15 protein-coding genes are annotated in these 19,601 nt (G+C 74.5%); 10 read left to right on the top strand and 5 right to left on the bottom strand.

From position 1 onward, the window contains the following. Positions 1-51: 51 nt before the first annotated feature. Both AC069K_RS08270 and AC069K_RS08265 read right to left on the bottom strand, forming a co-directional pair. A complete protein-coding gene (locus tag AC069K_RS08270) occupies positions 52-1,575 on the bottom strand; it encodes an alpha/beta hydrolase (RefSeq protein WP_478613450.1) in 1,524 nt (507 codons plus the stop codon). 136 nt (positions 1,576-1,711) lie between these two features. Then, positions 1,712-2,296 (bottom strand): hypothetical protein, encoded by a 585-nt coding sequence (locus AC069K_RS08265; protein ID WP_478613447.1) that lies wholly within the window; start codon positions 2,294-2,296, stop codon positions 1,712-1,714. Positions 2,297-2,606: 310 nt separating this feature from the next. Between AC069K_RS08265 and AC069K_RS08260 the strand changes: the two genes are divergently transcribed. From AC069K_RS08260 to AC069K_RS08235, 6 genes are all read left to right on the top strand, one after another. Continuing rightward, positions 2,607-3,977: an amidase gene (locus AC069K_RS08260; RefSeq protein ID WP_478613444.1), complete on the top strand. Its 1,371-nt coding sequence runs from the start codon at positions 2,607-2,609 to the stop codon at positions 3,975-3,977. A 140-nt stretch (positions 3,978-4,117) separates the two neighbouring features. Further along, positions 4,118-5,233, top strand: coding sequence for an oxidoreductase (locus tag AC069K_RS08255; RefSeq protein WP_478613442.1), 1,116 nt, complete (start codon positions 4,118-4,120; stop codon positions 5,231-5,233). 211 nt (positions 5,234-5,444) lie between these two features. Continuing rightward, on the top strand, positions 5,445-6,833 hold the full coding sequence (locus AC069K_RS08250) for a hypothetical protein (protein ID WP_478613439.1): 1,389 nt from the start codon (positions 5,445-5,447) through the stop codon (positions 6,831-6,833). Positions 6,834-7,020: 187 nt separating this feature from the next. Next, entirely contained in the window at positions 7,021-9,213 is a 2,193-nt protein-coding gene (locus AC069K_RS08245; protein ID WP_478614427.1) for a SpoIIE family protein phosphatase, read from the top strand. 147 nt (positions 9,214-9,360) lie between these two features. Continuing rightward, positions 9,361-10,230, top strand: coding sequence for an AAA family ATPase (locus AC069K_RS08240; RefSeq protein ID WP_365107749.1), 870 nt, complete (start codon positions 9,361-9,363; stop codon positions 10,228-10,230). Beyond that, positions 10,227-11,576, top strand: a complete 1,350-nt coding sequence (locus AC069K_RS08235; protein ID WP_478613436.1) for a VWA domain-containing protein — start codon at positions 10,227-10,229, stop codon at positions 11,574-11,576. Before AC069K_RS08240 ends, AC069K_RS08235 begins: the two co-directional genes overlap by 4 nt. A gap of 27 nt (positions 11,577-11,603) precedes the next feature. On the opposite strand, the gene AC069K_RS08230 is transcribed toward AC069K_RS08235, so the two are convergent. Then, on the bottom strand, positions 11,604-12,986 hold the full coding sequence (locus AC069K_RS08230; protein ID WP_358834148.1) for an FAD-binding oxidoreductase: 1,383 nt from the start codon (positions 12,984-12,986) through the stop codon (positions 11,604-11,606). A 235-nt stretch (positions 12,987-13,221) separates the two neighbouring features. On the opposite strand from AC069K_RS08230, the gene AC069K_RS08225 reads away from it, so the two are divergent. After that, positions 13,222-14,343 carry a sulfite oxidase gene (locus tag AC069K_RS08225; RefSeq protein WP_478613433.1) on the top strand — a complete coding sequence of 374 codons (1,122 nt, stop codon included), beginning with the start codon at positions 13,222-13,224 and terminating at the stop codon, positions 14,341-14,343. Positions 14,344-14,361: 18 nt separating this feature from the next. Here the strand turns inward: AC069K_RS08225 and AC069K_RS08220 are convergent, their stop codons facing one another. Next, a complete protein-coding gene (locus tag AC069K_RS08220; protein WP_365107739.1) occupies positions 14,362-15,033 on the bottom strand; it encodes a DUF4232 domain-containing protein in 672 nt (223 codons plus the stop codon). A 235-nt stretch (positions 15,034-15,268) separates the two neighbouring features. Here AC069K_RS08220 and AC069K_RS08215 point away from each other — a divergent pair, with 235 nt between their 5' ends. From AC069K_RS08215 to AC069K_RS08205, 3 genes are all read left to right on the top strand, one after another. Then, positions 15,269-16,213, top strand: a complete 945-nt coding sequence (locus tag AC069K_RS08215) for an ABC transporter ATP-binding protein (RefSeq protein ID WP_478613428.1) — start codon at positions 15,269-15,271, stop codon at positions 16,211-16,213. Continuing rightward, positions 16,210-17,196, top strand: coding sequence for an ABC-2 transporter permease (locus tag AC069K_RS08210; protein WP_478613425.1), 987 nt, complete (start codon positions 16,210-16,212; stop codon positions 17,194-17,196). Before AC069K_RS08215 ends, AC069K_RS08210 begins: the two co-directional genes overlap by 4 nt. A gap of 132 nt (positions 17,197-17,328) precedes the next feature. Further along, on the top strand, positions 17,329-17,739 hold the full coding sequence (locus tag AC069K_RS08205; RefSeq protein WP_478613422.1) for a GntR family transcriptional regulator: 411 nt from the start codon (positions 17,329-17,331) through the stop codon (positions 17,737-17,739). Positions 17,740-17,795: 56 nt separating this feature from the next. Here AC069K_RS08205 and AC069K_RS08200 read toward each other — a convergent pair whose 3' ends face one another. Then, the gene (locus AC069K_RS08200; protein WP_478613419.1) at positions 17,796-19,322 is read right to left on the bottom strand and encodes a DEAD/DEAH box helicase; all 1,527 of its coding nucleotides are present in this window, start codon (positions 19,320-19,322) and stop codon (positions 17,796-17,798) included. Between the last annotated feature and the right edge of the window lie 279 nt (positions 19,323-19,601).

Below are 19,601 nucleotides of genomic sequence, written 5' to 3'. Positions count from 1 at the left end.
CCGGTCTCTCCGGGACCAGGACCAGGACCAGGACCAGGGCCGGGGCCGGGGTCAGCCCGCGCAGTACGTGTCCTTCTCGGGCCGCTCCCCCGTAGTGAGGAACGTGGTGACCGCGCGGTCGCCGCACGCGTTGCCGTTGTCCAGGTACATCCCGTGGCCGCCGTGGTCGACGGTGACCAGACGGGCCCGGTCGCCCCAAACCCGACGCATCTTCAGGGCGCCGAAGTACGGGGTCGCGGGGTCCCGCAGGCCCTGGATCATCAGAATGTTGGACGGGCCGTCGCCGGTGATCCGGACCGGCTTCTCGGCGGGTCCCTCCTTGAAGAAGGCGCAGGGCACGATGTTGACCGGACTGCCCGCCGTGAGCGGGTGGCGGAGCCGGTCGGCCGCGACGGCCCGCTCGTACGTACCGGGTGTGTGCTGGGGCCAGCTCACGTCGTTGCAGATGACCCCCACGGTGGCCGCCGCGTCCTGGTCGCTGAGGGGCTCGGCGAGCGGCGGGGGCAGGACCGGTGTCGCGGTGGGGTCCTGGGCCTGCTGGACCAGGCGCGCCAGCATGGGGAAGGAGCTGTCCGAGTAGAGGGCCAGCTGGAGCGCCTGGCGCAGGTGGTTGCCGGTGAGCGCGACCCCGTCCGTGGTCGTCTTCCTCGGCCGTACGTCGAGCTTCGCCGCCAGCGCGAGGAACAACGGCCGTACGTCTGACGGGCGTTGGGCCAGTCGCAGTCCCTGGGGCTCCCGGGCCGGGTCCGAGGCCCAGGCCGCGAAGTCGGGGAAGCGGATGTCGGCCGCCGGTGCCATGTTCGCCAGCCAGCCGCGCTCGACGCGGCGCGGGTCGGGGTCGCCGTTGCTGTCGAGCACCCAGCGGTCGGTGTGCTGGGGGTAGGACTGCGCGTACACCGCGCCCACATAGGTCCCGTACGAGACGCCGTACGCCGACAGCCTGCGCTCGCCGAGCGCCTGGCGGAAGCGGTCGATGTCGCGGACCTCGTTGCGGGTGGTGAAGCTGCGCAGGACCGCGCCCCCGTTGCGCTCGCAGGCCTCGGCGACGCGGCGGGACCGGGCGACGTTCTCGCTGATGTCGCCGCCGGGGCCCGGCCAGGACCGCAGGTTCACCAGCATGCGGTCGTCGGCGGAGAGTCCGCAGCTCGCGGTGGTGCTGGCGCCCACGCCGCGCGGATCGAGGCTGACGACGTCATAGGCGCCGCCGGTCTGCGTGCGCAACGCGGGCCCCTGCTCGGCCAGTTGCCGCAGCCCGGAGCCGCCGGGCCCGCCGGGGATCACGAGCAGCGCCCCGCGCCGCTTGTCCGGGTGCTGACCGCGCAGCCGGGACACGGCGACGGTCAGGCCGGGACCCCGCGGGTGGGCGTAGTCGAGCGGTACGGGCAGCGAGGCGCACTCCTGCCCCCTCACGGCGCCGTCGAAGGCGCAGGGCTTCCAGTCGAGCGAGTCGGGCGCGGGCGCCCCGGCGCCGGTGGAGAGGGCCTGGGCCGCCGGGGCGGCGGTGGCGGTGAGGGCCGTGGTGGCGGCCGCGAGGGTGAGGGCGATCGCGAGGCCCCTGGTGCGGTAAGTCGTCATGGGACAAGGGTGGTTGAGGGTCTCCCGTGGTCCCATCCGGCAGGCAGGCCGACCGGGGTGGGGATATCCCCCGAACCCCTCGAACCCCCCGGAGGCACCCGCGGCGCTCTTCCGGGCGGCCCGGGGCGTCTGCGGGTCAGCGCACGATCTGGTCGCCGTCCGGTACGTCCTCGACCGTCACGAGGGCGCGCGGCTGCCTCAGCCGGAGCGCGACCGCCTCGGCCAGCCCCGCGAAGTCCCGGCCTTCGGGCTGCGGCACCGCCTCGCCCTCGCCGTACGCCTCGATCGCCCGCGTGAAGTAGCCGGGGTGCCAGGCGCCCACCGCGCCCCGGACCTCGACGGCGGCGACGGGCCGCCCGGCCACGGCCCTGCGCAGCGCGGGCAGGATCTCGTCGGACCGCAGCTCGCCCGGCACCTGGAACAGGCTGGCGTGGGCGCCGACCAGTCCGCCGCCGCGCAGCCGGACCGTCACCGTCAGACAGCTGGTGACGGAGGGGTAGGTGAGCACACCGCCCCGTGCCACCTCCCTGACCTGTCCCTCGGTCACGGTGGCGGTGAGGGGCGCCGGGTGGGTGGCGGACGCGGCCACGGCGGGGCGTGGCTGTGCCTGGGCCGGGCCGGTCGCGACGGCCGCGAGGAGGGGGAGGGTCAGGGCGAGCACCACGGCACGTGATCCGGTACGGGTCGGGGAGGTGTGCCGGGGCGGCTGGCGGGAGGACAAGAAGGCTCCTGTTCGGAGTGGGTCGCGGTCGACGGGCGTCCGACGGTCCCGTCGGTCGCCCGGCTCCCATCATCCGCGGTCAGGGCGGCCGAGGACAAAGCGGCCGGGCGCGGCGCCGGTCAGGGTCGCGAGCCCAGGGAGGCCGCGCGGCGCCGCGCGGTCTTCCGGGCCCACCCCGTGCCCAGGTCCAGGACCCAGCCGTTCCGGCTCCGCCGGTGGCGGAGATCCACGGGTATCGACAGAAGCCACCAGGGTCGTACACAGTGGCCTCCCGTTGTCGTGACCGAGCCAGCAGCGCCGAGGAGCCACCGTGACCCAGTGGGCAGGCCGGACCGCCGTCGAGATGGCCGAGGCCGTCCGGCAGAAGGTGGTCACCCCGCGCGAGGTGGTTGCCGACCACCTCGCGGCGATCGCCGCGCGGAACGGACGCGTCGGCGCGTTCCGCGTGGTGCGCGCCGCGGCCGCCCTCGCGGAGGCGGACGCGGTCGGTGCCCGTACCGACCTGTCCCGGCTGCCCCTCGCCGGTGTTCCCGTGGCCGTCAAGGACAACCTTCCGGTACGCGGCGAGTCGACCCGCAACGGCTCGGCGGCCACCCCGGACACCCCGGCGGCCGAGGACCACGTCACCGTCGCCCGGCTGCGGGCGGCGGGCGCGGTGGTGGTGGGGCTCACGCACGTACCGGAGTTGTGTGTCTTCGGGACCACCGACGGGGTCCACGGCATCGCCCGCAACCCGTGGGACCCGTCGCGTACGGCGGGTGGCTCGTCCGGGGGCGGCGCGGCGGCGGTCGCGGCGGGCCTGGTGCCGCTCGCGCTGGGCAACGACGGTATGGGGTCCCTGCGGATACCGGCCGCGCACTGCGGCCTGGTCGGGCTCAAGCCCGGTACCGGACGTGTCCCGGCGGACCTGGGCGGTGGCTGGTTCGGGATGTCGGAGAACGGCCCGCTGGCGACGACGGCGGCCGACGCGCGGCTGATGTTCTCGGTACTGGCGGGCGAGACACCGCCCGGCGACGGCGATCCGGCGGACCCGCCGCGCCCGCTCAGGATCGCCGTCTCCACGCGCAGCCCGATCGCCGGGGTGCGGGTGAGCGGCGCCCATGCCGCGCTCGCCCGCCGGGCCGCCCGGGCACTCGCGTCGGCCGGGCACCGCGTGTCCGTGGCGCATCCGCCCTACCCCCTCACCTTCGGCGCGGTCGTCCTGGCCCGCTGGACGGGAGGCACCGCGCAGGACGCCGAGGGGCTCGATCCGCGGCTGCTCACCGCGCGCACCCGGCGCCACGCGGCGGTCGGGCGGGCCGCCGGGCGGCTCGGGATGCTGCGCGCGGACCACCGGGGCGCGCTGAACCGGCGGTTGGCGCCGTTCTTCGAGGAGTACGACATCCTGCTGACGCCCGCGCTGGCCCGTCGCGGCCCGGCGGCCGACGCCTGGCACGAGCGCGGCTGGCTGGCCAACGTCCTGGTCAACACGGCCTGTTCGCCGATGACCCCGCCGTGGAACCTCTCGGGGTACCCCGCCCTCGCGATGCCGTTCGGCACGCTGCCGACGGGTCTGCCGGGCTCGGTCCAGCTGGTTGGCCGCCCGGGCTCCGAGCACCGGCTCCTCGACGTGGTGGCGCAGTTGGAGGGCACGCACCCCTGGAGGCGCACCGCGCCGGTCACTGGTCAGGGCAGGACGTGAGGACTGGACGTGAGGGCTGGACTTGAGGGCTGGACTTGAGGGCTGGACTTGAGGGGGCTGGGTTTGAGGGCTGGACCTCAAGGCCGGGCTCAAGAGCGGGGCTTGACTGAGAGCGCACTCCAATTCGTAGCGTCGTCGGCATGACAGCGCACCCCTCCTCTCCCACGACTCGTACGAACCACACGGGCGACACGCACGACACGAACTGCGCGACCGCCCCGACGACACCGCAGCGCGCGATCGGATCGGGATTCGGTCCCCGCAGCACCGCCCAGGAGGTGGTGCGGGGCGTCGACCTCACGGGCCGGCTCGCCCTCGTCACCGGCGGCTACTCGGGGCTCGGCCTGGAGACGACGCGCGCTCTCGTGGCGGCCGGGGCGCGGGTGGTGGTGCCCGCGCGGCGCCGCGCCGCCGCGCGGGAGGCACTGGCGGGTCTCCTCGGCGCCGAGGGCGGCGTCGGACCCGGCGCCGAGGTCGACACCCTGGACCTGGCGGACCTCGACAGCGTCCGCGCCTTCGCCGACCGCTTCCTGGCGTCGGGCCGTGCCATCGACCTCATGATCGGTAACGCCGGTGTCATGGCCTGCCCCGAGACCCGGGTCGGGCCGGGCTGGGAGGCGCAGTTCGCCACCAACCACCTCGGTCACTTCGCGCTGGTCAACCGCCTCTGGCCGGCGCTGGCGGCGGGCCGGGCGCGGGTGGTGGCGGTGTCCTCGCGCGGCCACCAGCTCGCCGGAATCCGCTGGGACGACGTGCACTTCGCGCGGGGCTACGACAAGTGGCTGGCGTACGGGCAGGCCAAGACGGCCAATGTGCTCTTCGCCGTCCATCTGGACGCGCTGGGCCGGGACGCGGGGGTGCGGGCGTTCGCGCTGCACCCGGGCGAGATCCTCACGCCCCTGACGCGGCACGTCTCGCGCGAGGAGATGCTCGACGCGGGGTGGGTGGACGAGGACGGGAACGTGGCCGGGTCGTTCAAGACGCCCGAGCAGGGTGCGGCCACCCAGGTATGGGCAGCTACCTCCGCGCGCCTGGCGGGTCTGGGCGGTGTCTACTGCGAGGACTGCGACGTGGCGGAGCCCGCCGCCGTGGCGGAGCCCGCGGGCCCGGCCGTCGGTCCGACGGACGGTGAGGTGGGCCGCGACGCGCTCACCCCCGGCGTCAGCGCCCACGCGACCGACCCGGTCCAGGCCGCACGTCTGTGGCGGCTCTCCGCCGAACTGACCGGGGTGGACGCGTTCGCGCCGAGCGCCTGACGGAGAGGGGGCGGTGCGGGGGGCCGCCGCCTCTCCCGCGTCCGCCCGGTCCCCTCCGCCTCCCCCTACGTAAGTGAAGCTTCAACCGTCTTGCCGCGCCCACGAGTTGGCGTGAACTCAAGATGACTGGCGCCGCGCGCGCATGGCATGATCACCTTCGCGTTACTCCCGAGTAACGACCCCCCTCCTCCCATCCGAAGGTCACAACTCCGTGCGCACGTTCACCACCCGCCTCCTGGTGCCCGGCCTGGCCACCCTGGCCCTCGCCGCCACCGGCTGCTCCTCCTCCGGGCACGGCACCGCGGCACAGCCCGGCAGCACCGCCACCATCGCGGTGACCGCCGACGACACGCGGCAGCTCGACGTGGCCGCCGCGCCGCAGGAGGCGTCCGCGCCGACGGCGGTGGCCCGCCCCGGTACCGGCAAGGGTCGCCCGCAGAAGTCCTCGCTGAAGGTCGCCTCCTACGACCGGACGAGCCGACGGGCCGTCATATCCACACCCTCCCGGCACCCCACCGGCGCGCCCGGCCACTCGCCCGCGCCCGACAAGCCCGTGGCCGTCGGCGACGTCATCGCCAGCGCCCCGGCGCCCGGTGCTCCCAACGGACTGCTCGCCAAGGTGACCGAGGTCGTCGGGAAGACCGACCGCGGTACCGAGGTCAAGACCGCCTCCACCACGCTGGCCTCCGTCCTCAAGGACGACAAGGCCGACGGCAAGGTCCCGGTCGACCCGTCCTCGGTGAAGGTCGAGCCCCTGATGAAGGGCGTCACCTTCTCCTGGGCCAAGGGCAAGGGGCTCACCTTCGGCCCCAAGGGCGCCAAGCTGCCCCTGGGCAATCTGCGCCTGGACGTGAACGCCGCCGTCGACACCGCCAAGGACGCCCCCGTCTCCGCCGGCGCCTCGGTCTCCGGCTTCGTCCAGCTCGCCCCCGAGGTGGAGTTCGCGTACGACGGCGGCAGCGGCACCGGGCCGCGCTCCGCCTTCCTCGGCATGAGCGGCGACTGGTCCTCGCAGTGGGCGCTCAAGGGCCGCGCCGCCGCAAGCACTGGCGCCCCCAAGCGCATCCCGTTCGCCAAGCTGCACAGCGCGCCCGTCATCCAGGTCGGTCCCGTCCCGGTCGTCGTCAACCTCGACCTGACCTGCTACGTCCAGGTCGAGGCCGACGGCCGCGTCACCCTCGACGTGGCGCAGGACGTCAAGGGCGACTTCCGCGTCGGCGGCAGCTACGCCTCCGGCAAGGGCTGGACGCCGGTCAGCACCTCCGCGGTGCACAGCTCTCCGGTGACGGCCACCGTGAGCGCCGCCGGACGCGTGAAGGGCGCCATGGGCGCCGAGGCATCCGTCGGCCTGTACGGGGCCGTCGGCGTCAGCGCCGACTTCGCGCCCTATCTGCGCGGCGAGGCCGATGTGACGGCGACCGCGTCCAGCGACGGCAAGGCGTCCGTGTCCGGTGCCTGGGCCGTGTACGGCGGGTTCGACCTCAGCGGGCAGCTCCACTTCCAGCTGTCCCTGTTCGGCACGCCGGTCTTCGAGCGCCGCATCCCGCTCGGCGCCCTGCACCGCGAGTGGCCCCTGGCCAAGGGGCACGCGGCGAGCTAGGGCGCGCGCACGCGTTCCGGGTGGGGGGTCACGAGGTGCGGGCCCCCCATCCCGTGGCGCATTCTTGCTGTATCACCTACCGCGCGGCGCGCGGACGAGGGCAGACAAGATGACTGAGAGCGCCGAGAGCCGGCGCTGGGCGCCGGGAAAGCTGACCGCACTGCTCACCGGGGCCGTGGCGGAGGGCATGCGCGCCGTCGGCGGCCATGTGGGCGGTGTGTACCTGCGCTCCAGCACCCCCGGACTGCTGCGGCTCGCCGTACTCGCGGGGTTGCCCGGGCCGCTGTTCCGCCCCTGGTGGCGCATGCACGTGGACCGGCCGTTCCCGGTCGCCGACTCCCATCGGCTGGGCGTCGAGATCCAGCTCGCCGACCCCATCGAGACCATGCGCCGCTACCCCCAGCTCGCGGCCGGGCTGCCGTTCCGCTTCGGCTCGGTGTACGTACCGGTCGTGGGGGCGTCGACGGCGTACGGCGTCCTGACCGTGCTGTGTCCCGCCGCGCCGGACGCCACCTCCGCTCCCCGGGACCGCGACCGCCTCACCGAGGCCGCTCAGGGTCTGGGCGCCGCTCTGCTCGCACTGGACGAGGAGGGCCCGGAGGTCGTCTGGGACGGTGAGCCGCTGTGCGTGGCGCCCCTGGCCAACGGGGCACCGGCCGGCCGCGCGGCCGGGGAGCACGCCGCCGACCTGCTCCCCGAGGGCGTCTTCACCCTGGACCGGCTGGGCCTGATCAGCTACGTCAACCCGCGCGCGGCCCTGCTCCTCGGCCGCCCCCGCAGCGAACTCCTCGGGCAGCCCCTGGGACACGCCGCGCCCTGGCTGGAGGAGCCCACCTGCCAGGACCATCTGCGGGGCGCGCTCCTGTCCAGGGACCCGGTGCACTTCCAGGTACGGCGTCCGCGGCCGCCCGGCGCGGACCCGCACACCGGGGAGCGGTACGGCGACCGCCTCTCGCTGTCCGTCTACCCCGGCGCCGACGGGCTGACGTTCACGGTGGTCCCCGTGGGCCGGGACGCGGACGCCGCCGGGGCCGCCCCCGCGCCCGGCGCCGCGGCCCGCGACGGCCGCGAGCCCGGCGCCACCCCGTTCGGCCCGCCGCCGGCCCCGGCGGCGCCCGACGGCCTTCCGGCCGCGCCCGCCGACCGGGCGGCCGGGGCGGAATCCCTCTACCCGCCGGTCTTCCTCGCCCTGGCGCTGAGCGAGGCGGTCACCGCGCGCCAGGTCTCCGCCGTGGTGATGCAGGAGCTGCTCCCCGCCTTCGGCGGCCGTCGCCTCGCCCTCTACCTGCTCCAGGACCGGCACCTCTATCTGGCCTGGGAGAGCGGCTTCCCCCAGGGCTTCCTCGACCCCTTCGACGGGGTGGCCCTGGATGTGCGGCTGCCCGGGGTCGACACGCTCACCCACGGCCGCCCGCTGTTCTTCGAGTCGATGGAGCAGCTCGCCGCCGCCTATCCGGGCATCCCCCTGGACGCCGAGGAGGGCGCCCGCGCCTTCCTGCCGCTGATCGCCTCGGGGCGGCCCGTCGGCTCCTGCATCCTCGGCTTCGACCGGCCGCGCGGCTTCAGCCCGCAGGAGCGCACGGTCCTCACCGCGCTCGCCGGTCTGATCGCCCAGGCCCTGGAGCGGGCCCAGCGCTACGACACCGAGGCCGCCCTCGCCCGCGGCCTCCAGGCGGCCCTGCTCCCCCACCGCCTGCCCGCCCACCCCCGGGTGGAGACGGCGGGACGGTATCTGCCCGGCACCCAGGGCATGGACGTGGGCGGCGACTGGTACGACGTCGTGGAGGCCGGGGACGGGCTGGCCCTGGTCATCGGGGACGTCCAGGGGCACGGGGTGCAGGCCGCGGCCACCATGGGCCAACTGCGCAGCGCGGTACGGGCCTTCGCGCTCGGCGGGCATCCGCCCGAGGAGGTCATGAGCGGCACCAACCGGCTGCTCATCGACCTCGACCCGGGCCAGTTCGCCAGTTGCTGCTACATCCGGCTCGACCCGCTCACCGGCGAGGCCCGCGCGGCGCGCGCCGGGCATCCGCAGCCGCTGCTGCGCCACCCCGACGGCCGCGCCGAGGTCCTGGACCTGCCCGGCGGGGTGGTGCTCGGGGTGGCCCCGGACGCCGTGTACCCGGTGGCGGACCTGCGCCTGGAGCCGGGCGCGGTGCTCGCCCTGTACACCGACGGGCTGGTCGAGCGGCCGGGCACCGACATCGACGAGGGCGTCGAGCGGCTGCGCGCGTCCCTGTCCCGTGCCGCCACTCCCACCCGGCGCACCGGCCCGTCCCTGGGCGGCACCGCGGACCTGCTGATCGAGGAGGCCCGGCAGACCACGGACCGCCCGGACGACATCGCGCTCCTGCTGACCACCCGCCGCGCCCCGCGCTGACGCACCCCGCCCGGCGGACCGTGACCTTCGCCGCAAACCGCGCCCGCCCGTTGTGGACCGGCCCCGGGAGCTGATCGAGTACGTACCGCATCACGTGCGAGCGCGCCACGCGACCGCCGGCCGAGCGGGAGACCAGGAGAACGCCCCATGACGACCGGGTACTTCACGTCCGTGGACGAGGTCCGCGCCCGCCTCGCCGAGGCCGGTTATCTGGCGTCCCCGGCCGTCGCCACCACCGTCTTCCTCGCCGACCGGCTCGGCAAGCCGCTGCTCGTGGAGGGCCCGGCGGGTGTCGGCAAGACGGAGCTCGCCAAGGCGGTCGCCCGGGTCGCGCAGGCCCGGCTCATCCGGCTCCAGTGCTACGAGGGCGTCGACGAGTCCCGGGCGCTGTACGAGTGGAACCACGCCAAGCAGCTGCTGCGCATCACCGCGGGCCGCGAGGAGTCGTGGGACGAGACCCGCACGGACATCTTCGGCGAGGAGTTCCTCCTTCCCCGCCCGCTGCTCACGGCCATCCGCGGCGACGACCCCAAGGTTCTCCTGATCGACGAGATCGACAAGGCGGACGTGGAGGTCGAGGGGCTGCTCCTGGAAGTGCTCAGCGACTTCCAGGTCACCGTGCCCGAGCTCGGCACGATCACGGCGACGCGCCGCCCGTTCGTGGTGCTCACCTCCAACGCGAGCCGCGAGCTCTCCGAGGCCCTGCGCCGCCGCTGCCTCTTCCTGCACATCGGCTTCCCCGAGGAGGAACTGGAGCGCCGCGTCGTACGGATGCGGGTGCCCGGGCTCGACCAGGCGCTGGCCGCGTCCGTGGTACGGGTGGTGGGGGCGCTGCGGGCGATGGACCTGCGCAAGGCGCCCTCGGTCGCGGAGACCGTCGACTGGGCCCGTACGCTGCTCGCGCTCGGCGCCGGCACCCTCGACGAGAACGTCGTGCGCGAAACCCTCGGCGTCCTCCTCAAGCACCAGGACGACCTGCTGAAGGCCGCCTCCAAGCTCGACCTGGACGCCGTGTGACCGCGCTGCCCGACCGGCTCACGGGACTGGTCCGCACCCTGCGCGCCCACGGACTGCGGATCGGCCCGGGCGAGACGGTCGACGCGGCGGCCGCCCTCGAGGCGCTGGGCCTCGCCGACCGCGAGCGGATGCGGGAGGGGCTGGCGGCGACGCTGCTCCACGGCGAAGGCCAGCGGACGGTCTTCGACCCCGTCTTCGATCTGTACTTCCCGCTGCGCGTCGGCGCCCCGGCCACCCCCGGCGGCGACCTGGCGGGCCTGCGCGACCGGCTGGCCGCCGCGCTCGCCGACGACGACGCGGCGGCGCTGGGGCGGCTGGCGGCCGAGGCGGTGGACGCCCTCGGCGGATACGGCTCCTCCCCCGGCTCGGACGGCTTCTCCGCGCACCAGACCCTCGACCGGCTGCGCCCCCAGACGCTGCTCGCGCGGGTACGCTCCACCCTCGCCCGGGGCGGCGGGGGCGGCGGCTTCACCGACCGGCTGACCGACGACGAGATCCGCCGCCGCATCCAGCGGTTCCGCGAGCAGGTGGGCACCGAGGCGCGCCGCCGGGTGGCCGAGCGGCGCGGTACCGAGGAGATCGCGCGCCGCGCCCTGCGGCCCACCGCCGACCGGGTCGACTTCCTGGTGGCGGACCGCGCCCAACTCGACGAGCTGCGCCGGTCGGTGCGGCCGCTGGCGCGCAAACTGGCCACCCGTCTGGCGGCGCGCCGCCGCCGTGCGGCCCGCGGCCGTATCGATCTGCGCCGTACCCTGCGCGGTTCGCTGTCGACGGGCGGCGTCCCCATGCGTCCGGTCCTGCGCCGCCGCCGTCCCGCCCGCCCCGAACTCGTCCTGCTCTGCGACGTGTCCGGCTCGGTCGCCGGGTTCGCGGACTTCACCATGCTGCTCGTGCGGGCGCTCCACGACGAGTTCTCCAAGGTGCGGGTGTTCGCCTTCGTCAACCGCGTCGACGAGGTCACCGCGCTGCTGCGCGAGGACGCGGCGGATCCGGCGGGTCCGGGCGGGCGCATCGCCGGTGAGGCGGCGGTGACCGGCCGGCACGGCAGCAGTGACTACGGCACCGCGCTCGGCGAGTTCGCCGAGCGTTACCTCGACGCGGTCGGCCCGCGTACCGCCGTCTTCGTCCTCGGGGACGCGCGGACGAACATGAGCGACCCCAACCTCCCGGCGCTGCGCCGTATCGCGGAGCGCGCCCGCCGGGTGTACTGGCTCAACCCGGAGCCGGCTTCCCTGTGGTCGACCGGGGACTCCGCGGCGCTCGCCTACGCCGAGGTGGTGGAGATGCACGTGTGCCGCGACGCCCGGCAGCTCGGCGATCTCGTCGCCCGGCTCCTGCCGGTGTGATCGGGCCCGCCGGGGCGCGAACCGCCGCTAGCCGCGCGCCGGTTCGATGTTCTGGTTGGCGTGGAAGAGGTTGTGCGGGTCGTAGGCGCGTTTCACCGCGGCCAGTCGGTCGTACTGGTCGCGGTAGGTGGCCCTCACCCGCTCCTGGCCCTCCCCCGCGCCGATGAAGTTCACGTAGCTGCCGCCCATGGAGTGCGGGTGCAGCTCCTCCCAGTAGTCCACGCACCACTGCCGGACGGTCTCGGCGTTGGCCGGGTCGGGGTCGATGCCGCCGATGACCCCGGACCAGACGGCGTCCCGGTAGCCCCAGGCGGTGTCGCCCGGCTTGACCCGGTGGGCGGCGCCGTCGACCGGGTACAGGTGCATCGTCGACAGGTCGGTGGGGATGCCCTCGGCGTACTTGGCGTGGACGTCGACGGCCCCGTCGGTGATCCGGTCGAAGAAGGCGCCGCGCCAGTACCACTGGAGGCCCGCGGGGATCAGCTCGTCGAACATGCTCTGCACCATCGGGTACGGCATGGGAGCCGTGAAGTGGAAGGCGGGCGGGCCCGGTTCGGCCACCGGCGCGAAGACCGTGTCGGCCTCGTCGGGGTCGCCGGTCCAGCACCACACCACTCCGCACATCTTCTGCCCGTGGATCTCCTCCGGGAACGGCGGCCCCGGCGGGACGACGAGCACCGCGAAGAACCCGTTCAGGTCCTCGGGCGCCTGCGGCAGGAACTCGCGGTACCACCGCAGGACGTCGCCGATGCGGTCCAGCGTCCACACGGTGACACCGAGCACCACGGTGTGCACCGGGTGCACCGAGAAGGTGAAGGAGGTGACGACACCGAAGTTCCCGCCGCCCCCGCGCAGCGCCCAGAACAGGTCGGGGTGGCTGCGCTCGTTGACCGTGACGAAGCTGCCGTCCGCGAGCACCACGTCGGCCGCCAGCAGGTTGTCGATGGTCAGCCCGTACTTGCGGGTCAGATGGCCGTGGCCGCCGCCGAGGGTCAGCCCCGCGACACCGGTCGTCGACATGATGCCGCCGGGCGTGGCCAGACCGAACGCGTGCGCCGCGTGGTCCAGGTCGCCCATCAGGGAGCCGCCGCCGACCTGCGCGATCTCCGCGGAAGGGTCGACGCGCGCCCAGCGCATGGGCGACAGGTCGAGGGTGACGCCGTCGTCCACCAGGCACAGGCCCGCCCCGCTGTGCCCGCCCCCGCGGACCGCGAGTTCGAGGCCGTGGTCGCGGACGAAGTCGACCGCGTCGATGACGTCGCCCGCGTCCGCGCACCGCACGACGGCGGCCGGCCGCCGGTCGATCATCGCGTTGTAGATCGTGCGCGCCTCGGTGTACCCCGGGTCCTGCGGGCCGATCACCGGACCGCGCAGCACGGTCCGCATCGCCTCCAGCGTCGTGCCGTCCATGACGATCTCCTTGCCGCGGCACGGCGGGTCCGGGGACCCGCCCGGCCCTTCCCCTGCTGGGCCGCCGGTGGGTTCTCGCGCGCCGGTGCCCCGGCGCCCCCACGGGTATCGGCCGCTGACGGGCGCCACAGGGCTGACACCTCAAGCGTCTCGCCGCGACCGGGCACTCGCAATCCCCGGCCCCGCTTCCGCCTCCGGAGATGACCGGGCCGGGCCGCGGGCGCACGATGGGGGAATGGACGCCCGTTTCGCTGACATCAGCACCCCGGGCCGGCTCGCCGACCCCGGGGAGGGAATCAGCCCCGAGGAGCTGGCCCTCGCGGCCCGCAACCACGGGCTGCCCCTGGAGGCACTGCGCTACGACGTCACCCCGCCCGGGCTGCACTACGTCCTGGTCCACTACGACATCCCGTACGCCGACGCGGACAGCTGGGAACTCACCGTGGACGGCCGGGTGCGCACCGCGCTCACCCTGGACATGGCGACCCTGCGTTCCTTCCCCGCGGTCACCCACCGGGTGACCATGGAGTGCGCCGGCAACGGCCGGGCGCTGCTCGCCCCGCGTCCCGTCAGCCAGCCGTGGCTGACCGAGGCGGTGGGAACCGCGGAGTGGACGGGGGTGCCGCTGCGCGCGCTGCTGCTCGCCGAGGCCGGAGTGGAGCCGGACGCCGTCGAGGTGGTCTTCACCGGCGCGGACCACGGCGTCGAGCGCGGGGTGGAGCAGGACTACCAGCGCGGCCTCCCGCTGGCGGAGGCCCTCGGCCGGGACCACGAAGTGCTGGTGGCGTACGAGATGAACGGCGCCCCGCTGCCGCCGCAGCACGGCCATCCGCTGCGCCTGGTCGTACCGGGGTGGTACGGCATGGCCCATGTGAAGTGGCTGCGCGCCATCACGCTCACCGCGACCCCGTTCACCGGCTTCCAGCAGCAAGTGGCCTACCGCTACCGGCAGTCGGCGGGGGAACCGGGCGAGCCGGTGACCCGGATCGCTCCGCGCGCGCTGATGATCCCGCCCGGCTTCCCCGACTTCATGTCCCGCACCCGTGTGGTCCGCCCCGGCCGTGTGCTCCTGGAGGGCCGGGCCTGGTCGGGGCGGGCGCCGGTGACCCGCGTCGAGGTGAGCACGGACGGCGGGCGCGGCTGGTCCGAGGCCGAGCTGGCCCCGGCGGTCGGCCACGGCTGGGCCTGGCGCCGCTGGCGGGCCCTGTGGACGGCCACCCCCGGCAGCCATGTCCTGAGCGCTCGCGCCACCGACGCCGGGGGCGCCACCCAGCCGCTCACCCAGCCCTGGAACCGCGGCGGTTTCGCCAACAACCTGGTCCAGCGGATCGAGGTGTTCTGCCCCGGGGCCGGCTGAGCGGCCCGGGCCCCGGGCTCAGGAGGGCTTGGTGGCGGAGAGCGCGGTGACCTTCACCTTGTTGTCGCACTCGGCGAACACACCGTCGTCCAGGGCCGTCTGGTGGCGCCCGGCACCCGGCACCCCGAGGACGAGGGTCGGGTACGAGGACGGCTCGGCCCCCGACACGCAGTACCCGTCGGCCTCGCCCTGGACCTGCACGAAGGTCAGCTTCGTCCAGGCGCGGGCTCCCGGGGCGAGCAGGACCGTGGAGGCGGTGCCGGTGGGGGTGACGGACAGGGGGACGTTCTTGTCCGGTGCGCCGTTGCCCGCGCCGGCCACGGTGACGAACCCCTTCACCGAGCACGGGTGCGCGGAGGTGTTGGCGAAGCCGACGACGGCCGCGCCGAGGCCCGTGCCCGGGGGGCGGTCGGCCGACTGGTGGGCCGGGGTGACCTTCAGGTCGGTGAGCGCGCACTTGGGGGCCGCGTGCTTGGGCTTGGTGCTGCCCGCGGGTCCCGGGTGGGTGGGGGGCTTCGTGCTGGGCGCGGTGGTGTGCGGTGTGGCCGCGGCGGTGGGGATCACCGGGGACGCGGCGGCGCCCGACCCGGATCCGTTGCCGCCACCGGGCTCGCAGCCGACCACCAGGACACCGGCCACCGTGGTCGTAGCGGCCACCGTGATCACGCGACGCATAAGTGAGTAGTCCATGACTCCCCCGAGGATAGGGCCGGTACACCCCGGCGCTCGCCGAACAACACACCCTGGCGGCGGCAATGGTTCGCGCGGACCGGGAGGTGTGGCACGACGGTGACAATCCGCGGTCCGAGGGGGCGATCGAGCGTATTCGGCCGCCCTGCCCGGCTCGCCCGGTGGTTTGACACCTCCTCGCCCCCGACCCCATGATTCCACTAGTCAACTAGTGGAATCATGGAAAGGGGGAGGCGTGGGCGACATGACCGCACCCGGCGCGGCCGACACCCGCTGGGCCCTGGAAGCACGCGGGCTGGGCAGGAAGTACCGCCGGGGCTGGGCCCTGCGGGACTGCACCTTCCGGCTCCCGGCCGGGCGCATCTGCGGCCTGGTGGGACCCAACGGCGCCGGAAAGAGCACACTGCTCAACCTGGCGACCCGGCTCGTCGAGCCGAGCACCGGCGAGCTGCGGATCTTCGGCATCCCGGCCGGCTCCCCCGCCGCGCTGCCCCGGTTCGCGTACCTCGCCCAGGACAAGCCGATGTTCAAGCGGTTCACCGTGGCCGAGTCGCTGCGGCTGGGCCGGGAGCTCAACCAGGGCTGGGACCAGGACGCCGCCGAGCGCATCGTGCGGGGCGGACAGGTCCCGATGGGCGCCAGGATCGGCAGCCTCTCGGGGGGCCAGCGCACCCGCGTGGCCTTCGCGCTCGCCTTCGGCAAGCGGCCCGACCTGCTGCTCCTGGACGAGCCGATGGCCGATCTCGACCCGGTCGCCCGTGACGAGCTCAGCTCGCTGCTGATGTCCGAGGCCGTCGAGCGCGGCACCACGGTCCTGATGTCGTCCCACATCCTCGGCGACCTTGAGCACATGTGCGACTACCTCCTCGTCCTGGCCGACGGCCGGGTCCGGATGGCGGGTGAGACGGACGAGCTGGTGCCGATGCACACCCTGGTCACCGGGGTCACCACGGACCAGGGCCTGCCCGCCGCCCTGAGCACCCACACCGTGATCGAATCCCGCACCGCGGGACGGCAGTTCACGGCCATGGTGCGCACCGAGGGCCGGCTGACCGGCGACTGGCAGCTCGCCGAGCCCAGCATGGAAGAGGTGCTGCTCGCCTACCTCCGCAACCCCCAGGCGCCCGCGCTGCTGTCCCCGGCCGCCGCTCCCGGCCACCAGGAGGAGTACGCCGTATGAACACCCTCACCCGCCCCTTCGCCACCAGGGAGCCGGCCCGCACCAGGCCCAGGAGGCTGCGCGGACTGCTCTGGCTGGTGACACGCCAGCACCGCGCCGTCCTGATCCTCTGCGCGGCGGCGACCCTGCTCGGCGCGGCGCTGATCATCCACGAGCGCGGCGCCCTGCTGGACGAGGCCCACGCGGGCGGCTGGCCCGCCACCTCCGTGGACGACTTCGACGGCGCCCGGCGCATGCGGATGTCGGACACCTTCAACAACTACGCCGCCTACGTGGGGTATCTCCCCCTGCTCTTCGGCGTCTTCCTCGGCGCCCCGCTGCTCGCCGCGGACCAGGAGAACGGCACGGCCCGGCTGGTCACCACGCAGTCGGTGCCCCGCTCGCGCTGGCTGCTGTGGAAGCTCGGCTTCGCGCTGGGCCTCGTCGTGCTGACCACCGCCGTCCTCGGCACGCTGCTGACCTGGTACTGGCATGCCGCGCGGCCGTTCGTCTCCAGTGACTGGCTGGACGGGACGATCTTCGACAACACGGGTCCTGTACTGCTCACCAGGGCGCTGTTCACGCTCTCGCTCGGCATCGCCATCGGCGCGCTGGTGCGCCGCGCGGTGACCGCGATGACGCTGACCTTCTTCGGTGCCTTCGCCTTCTCGGTGGCCTTCGACTACCTCAAGCCGCACCTCGCCACGCCCCGCCGGATCGCCTTCCCCCTGGAGAGCACCCAGCCGGCGGTGCTCGACGGCGCGGTCCAGGTGGACCAGTGGATCGGCACCGCGTCCGGCAGGCTCTACGGGTGGGGCACCTGCGTCGACACCGCGAGCCCCGAGCGCTGCCGCGCCCAGAAGGGCATCGTCAACTCGGTATGGGACTACTTCGGTTACGACCAGATGGCCACCTTGCAGTGGACCGCGGCCGCTCTGCTGACCGCGGGAAGCGCGGTCCTGCTCGCCGTGGCCGTGTGGCGCACCCGCCGCCAGGCGTTCTAGCGCGGCCGTCCGGCCCGGCCGACCGGCCGGGCATAGGCTGTACGTCACCGTACGCAAGGTGTCGGCGCCCCGGGTCCCCTGACTTCCGGGGCCCGCGACCGACAGGGATTCCCACCGAAGGAGGCAGGTGCGATGGTCGCGTTCCGTGTGGACCGCCGCAGCGGCCTGCCCGCCTACCTCCAGATCGTCCACCAGGTGGAGCAGGCCCTGCGCATGGGGGCCCTGGCCGAGGGCGACAAACTGCCGACGGCGGCCCAGGTGGCCGCCACGACGAAGGTCAACCCCAACACCACGCTCAAGGCCTACCGGGAGCTGGAGCGCGCCGGTCTGGTCGAGGTGCGCCAGGGCGCGGGGACGTTCATCACCCGCTCGCTCGCCACCCCGCAGACCGCCCCCGAGTCGCCGCTGCGCGCCCGGCTCGGGGAGTGGCTGCGCGAGGCGCGGGCGGAGGGCCTGACCGAGCACGACGTGACGACGCTGTTCGACGCGCTGCTCACCGAGGTCTTTCCGGCGAGTACCCCCACCCACACGCCTGCCCGCTGAGACGCCGCCCGGCCGGGCCGGACGGCGTCCGCGTACGGTTCCGCGTACGGTTTCGGCTAGGCGGAGCGGCGTACGCGGGCCGCCTTGCGGGCCTCGGCGAGCTGCTGGGCCTCGGTGGTCCGCCGGCCCCCGCCGGAGCGGCCGGGGCGGCCCGGGGTGGTGCCGATGCCCCGGAACGGGGCTCCGCCGCGCCTGGGGCGCTCGGCCGCCGGCGCGTTGCCGATCGGGACGCCCGACGGGGCCTTGGCGCCGGTGATCCGGTTCAGCTCGGCCTCACCGGAGCGGACCTGGGTGATCTGCGGCCGGATGCCGGCGTCCGCCATCAGCCGGGTCATGTCGCGCCGCTGGTTGGGCGTGACCAGGGTGACGACGCTGCCGGACTCACCCGCGCGGGCGGTACGGCCGCCCCGGTGCAGGTAGTCCTTGTGGTCGGCGGGCGGATCGACGTTGACGACCAGGTCGAGGTCGTCGACGTGGATGCCCCGCGCCGCCACGTTCGTCGCCACCAGCGTGGTGACCTGCCCGTCCTTGAACTGGGCCAGGGTGCGGGTGCGCTGCGGCTGCGACTTGCCGCCGTGCAGCGCGGCGGCCCGTACACCGCTGCTCATGAGGTGCTTGGTGAACTGGTCGACCGCGTGCTTGGTGTCCAGGAACATGATCACCCGGCCCTCGCGGGCGGCGATCTCCGTGGCGGTGGCGTACTTGTCGGCGCCGTGCACGTGCAGCAGGTGGTGCTCCATCGTGGTGACCGCCGCCGCCGAGGGGTCGACGGAGTGGACCACCGGGTCGCTCAGGTAGCGGCGCACCAGCAGGTCCACGTTGCGGTCCAGGGTGGCGGAGAAGAGCATCCGCTGCCCGTCCGGGCGCACCAGGTCGAGCAGCTCGGTGACCTGCGGCATGAAGCCCATGTCGGCCATCTGGTCGGCCTCGTCCAGCACGGTGATGTCCACCCGGTCCAGACGGCAGTCGCGGCGCTCGACGAGGTCCTTGAGGCGACCCGGGGTGGCCACCACGACCTCGGCGCCCGAGCGCAGCGCCCCGGCCTGCCGGCCGATCGACATGCCGCCGACGACGGTGGCCAGGCGCAGCCTGAGCGATCGGGCGTACGGGGTGAGCGCGTCGGTGACCTGCTGGGCGAGCTCGCGGGTGGGGACCAGGATCAGGGCCAGCGGCTGCTTGGAGTCGGCGCGCTTGCCCGCGGTACGGGCCAGGAGCGCGAGGCCGAAGGCGAGGGTCTTGCCGGAGCCGGTGCGGCCCCGGCCGAGGACGTCACGGCCCGCGAGGGAGTTCGGCAGGGTGGCGGCCTGGATGGGGAACGGCTCCGTCACGCCCTGGTCGGCGAGCGCCGCCAGCAGGGGGGCGGGCATGTCCAGGTCGGCGAACGCCTCGGCGGCGGGCAGCGCCGGGGTGACGCTGACGGGCAGGGTGAACTCGCCCTGCGGGGCGGCGGGGCGCCGGCTGCGGCCCGCGGAGCGGTTCTGGGCCTGGGCGCGGTAGCGGGCGCCGCCGCGTTCGGCGCCACCGGATCCAGAACCGTTGCGGGCGCCGTAGGAGCGGTCATTCGTGCGAGCAGAGCGGTTCATGCAGAACCTTCCTCGATAGGGCACGTATCGAGGAATTCGCGGCGGAGACCACTGCCGGGGAATCGCAAGAACGAGCCGAAAGAAAAGACGGGAACGAGCCCGGTTCGGCCGCGTCGTCGCGGGCCGCCGCCGGGCCTCGGAATACCTGCCGCGCGCCGGCCCGCAGGGATGGTCCCGGCGGGGGCGGTGGGGCGGTGCCCGGTGTGCCGCGGGTCGTGGAGTGCCGTCCACGCCGCGCGGGACACGGGCCGTACGGCCGCGTGTCCTGGAGACAGCAAC

The sequence above is a fragment of the Streptomyces sp. NPDC043908 genome (genome assembly GCF_056435525.1).
The sequence above is the reverse complement of the archived record's forward strand: the minus strand, read 5'-3'. Positions and strand labels throughout refer to the sequence as shown.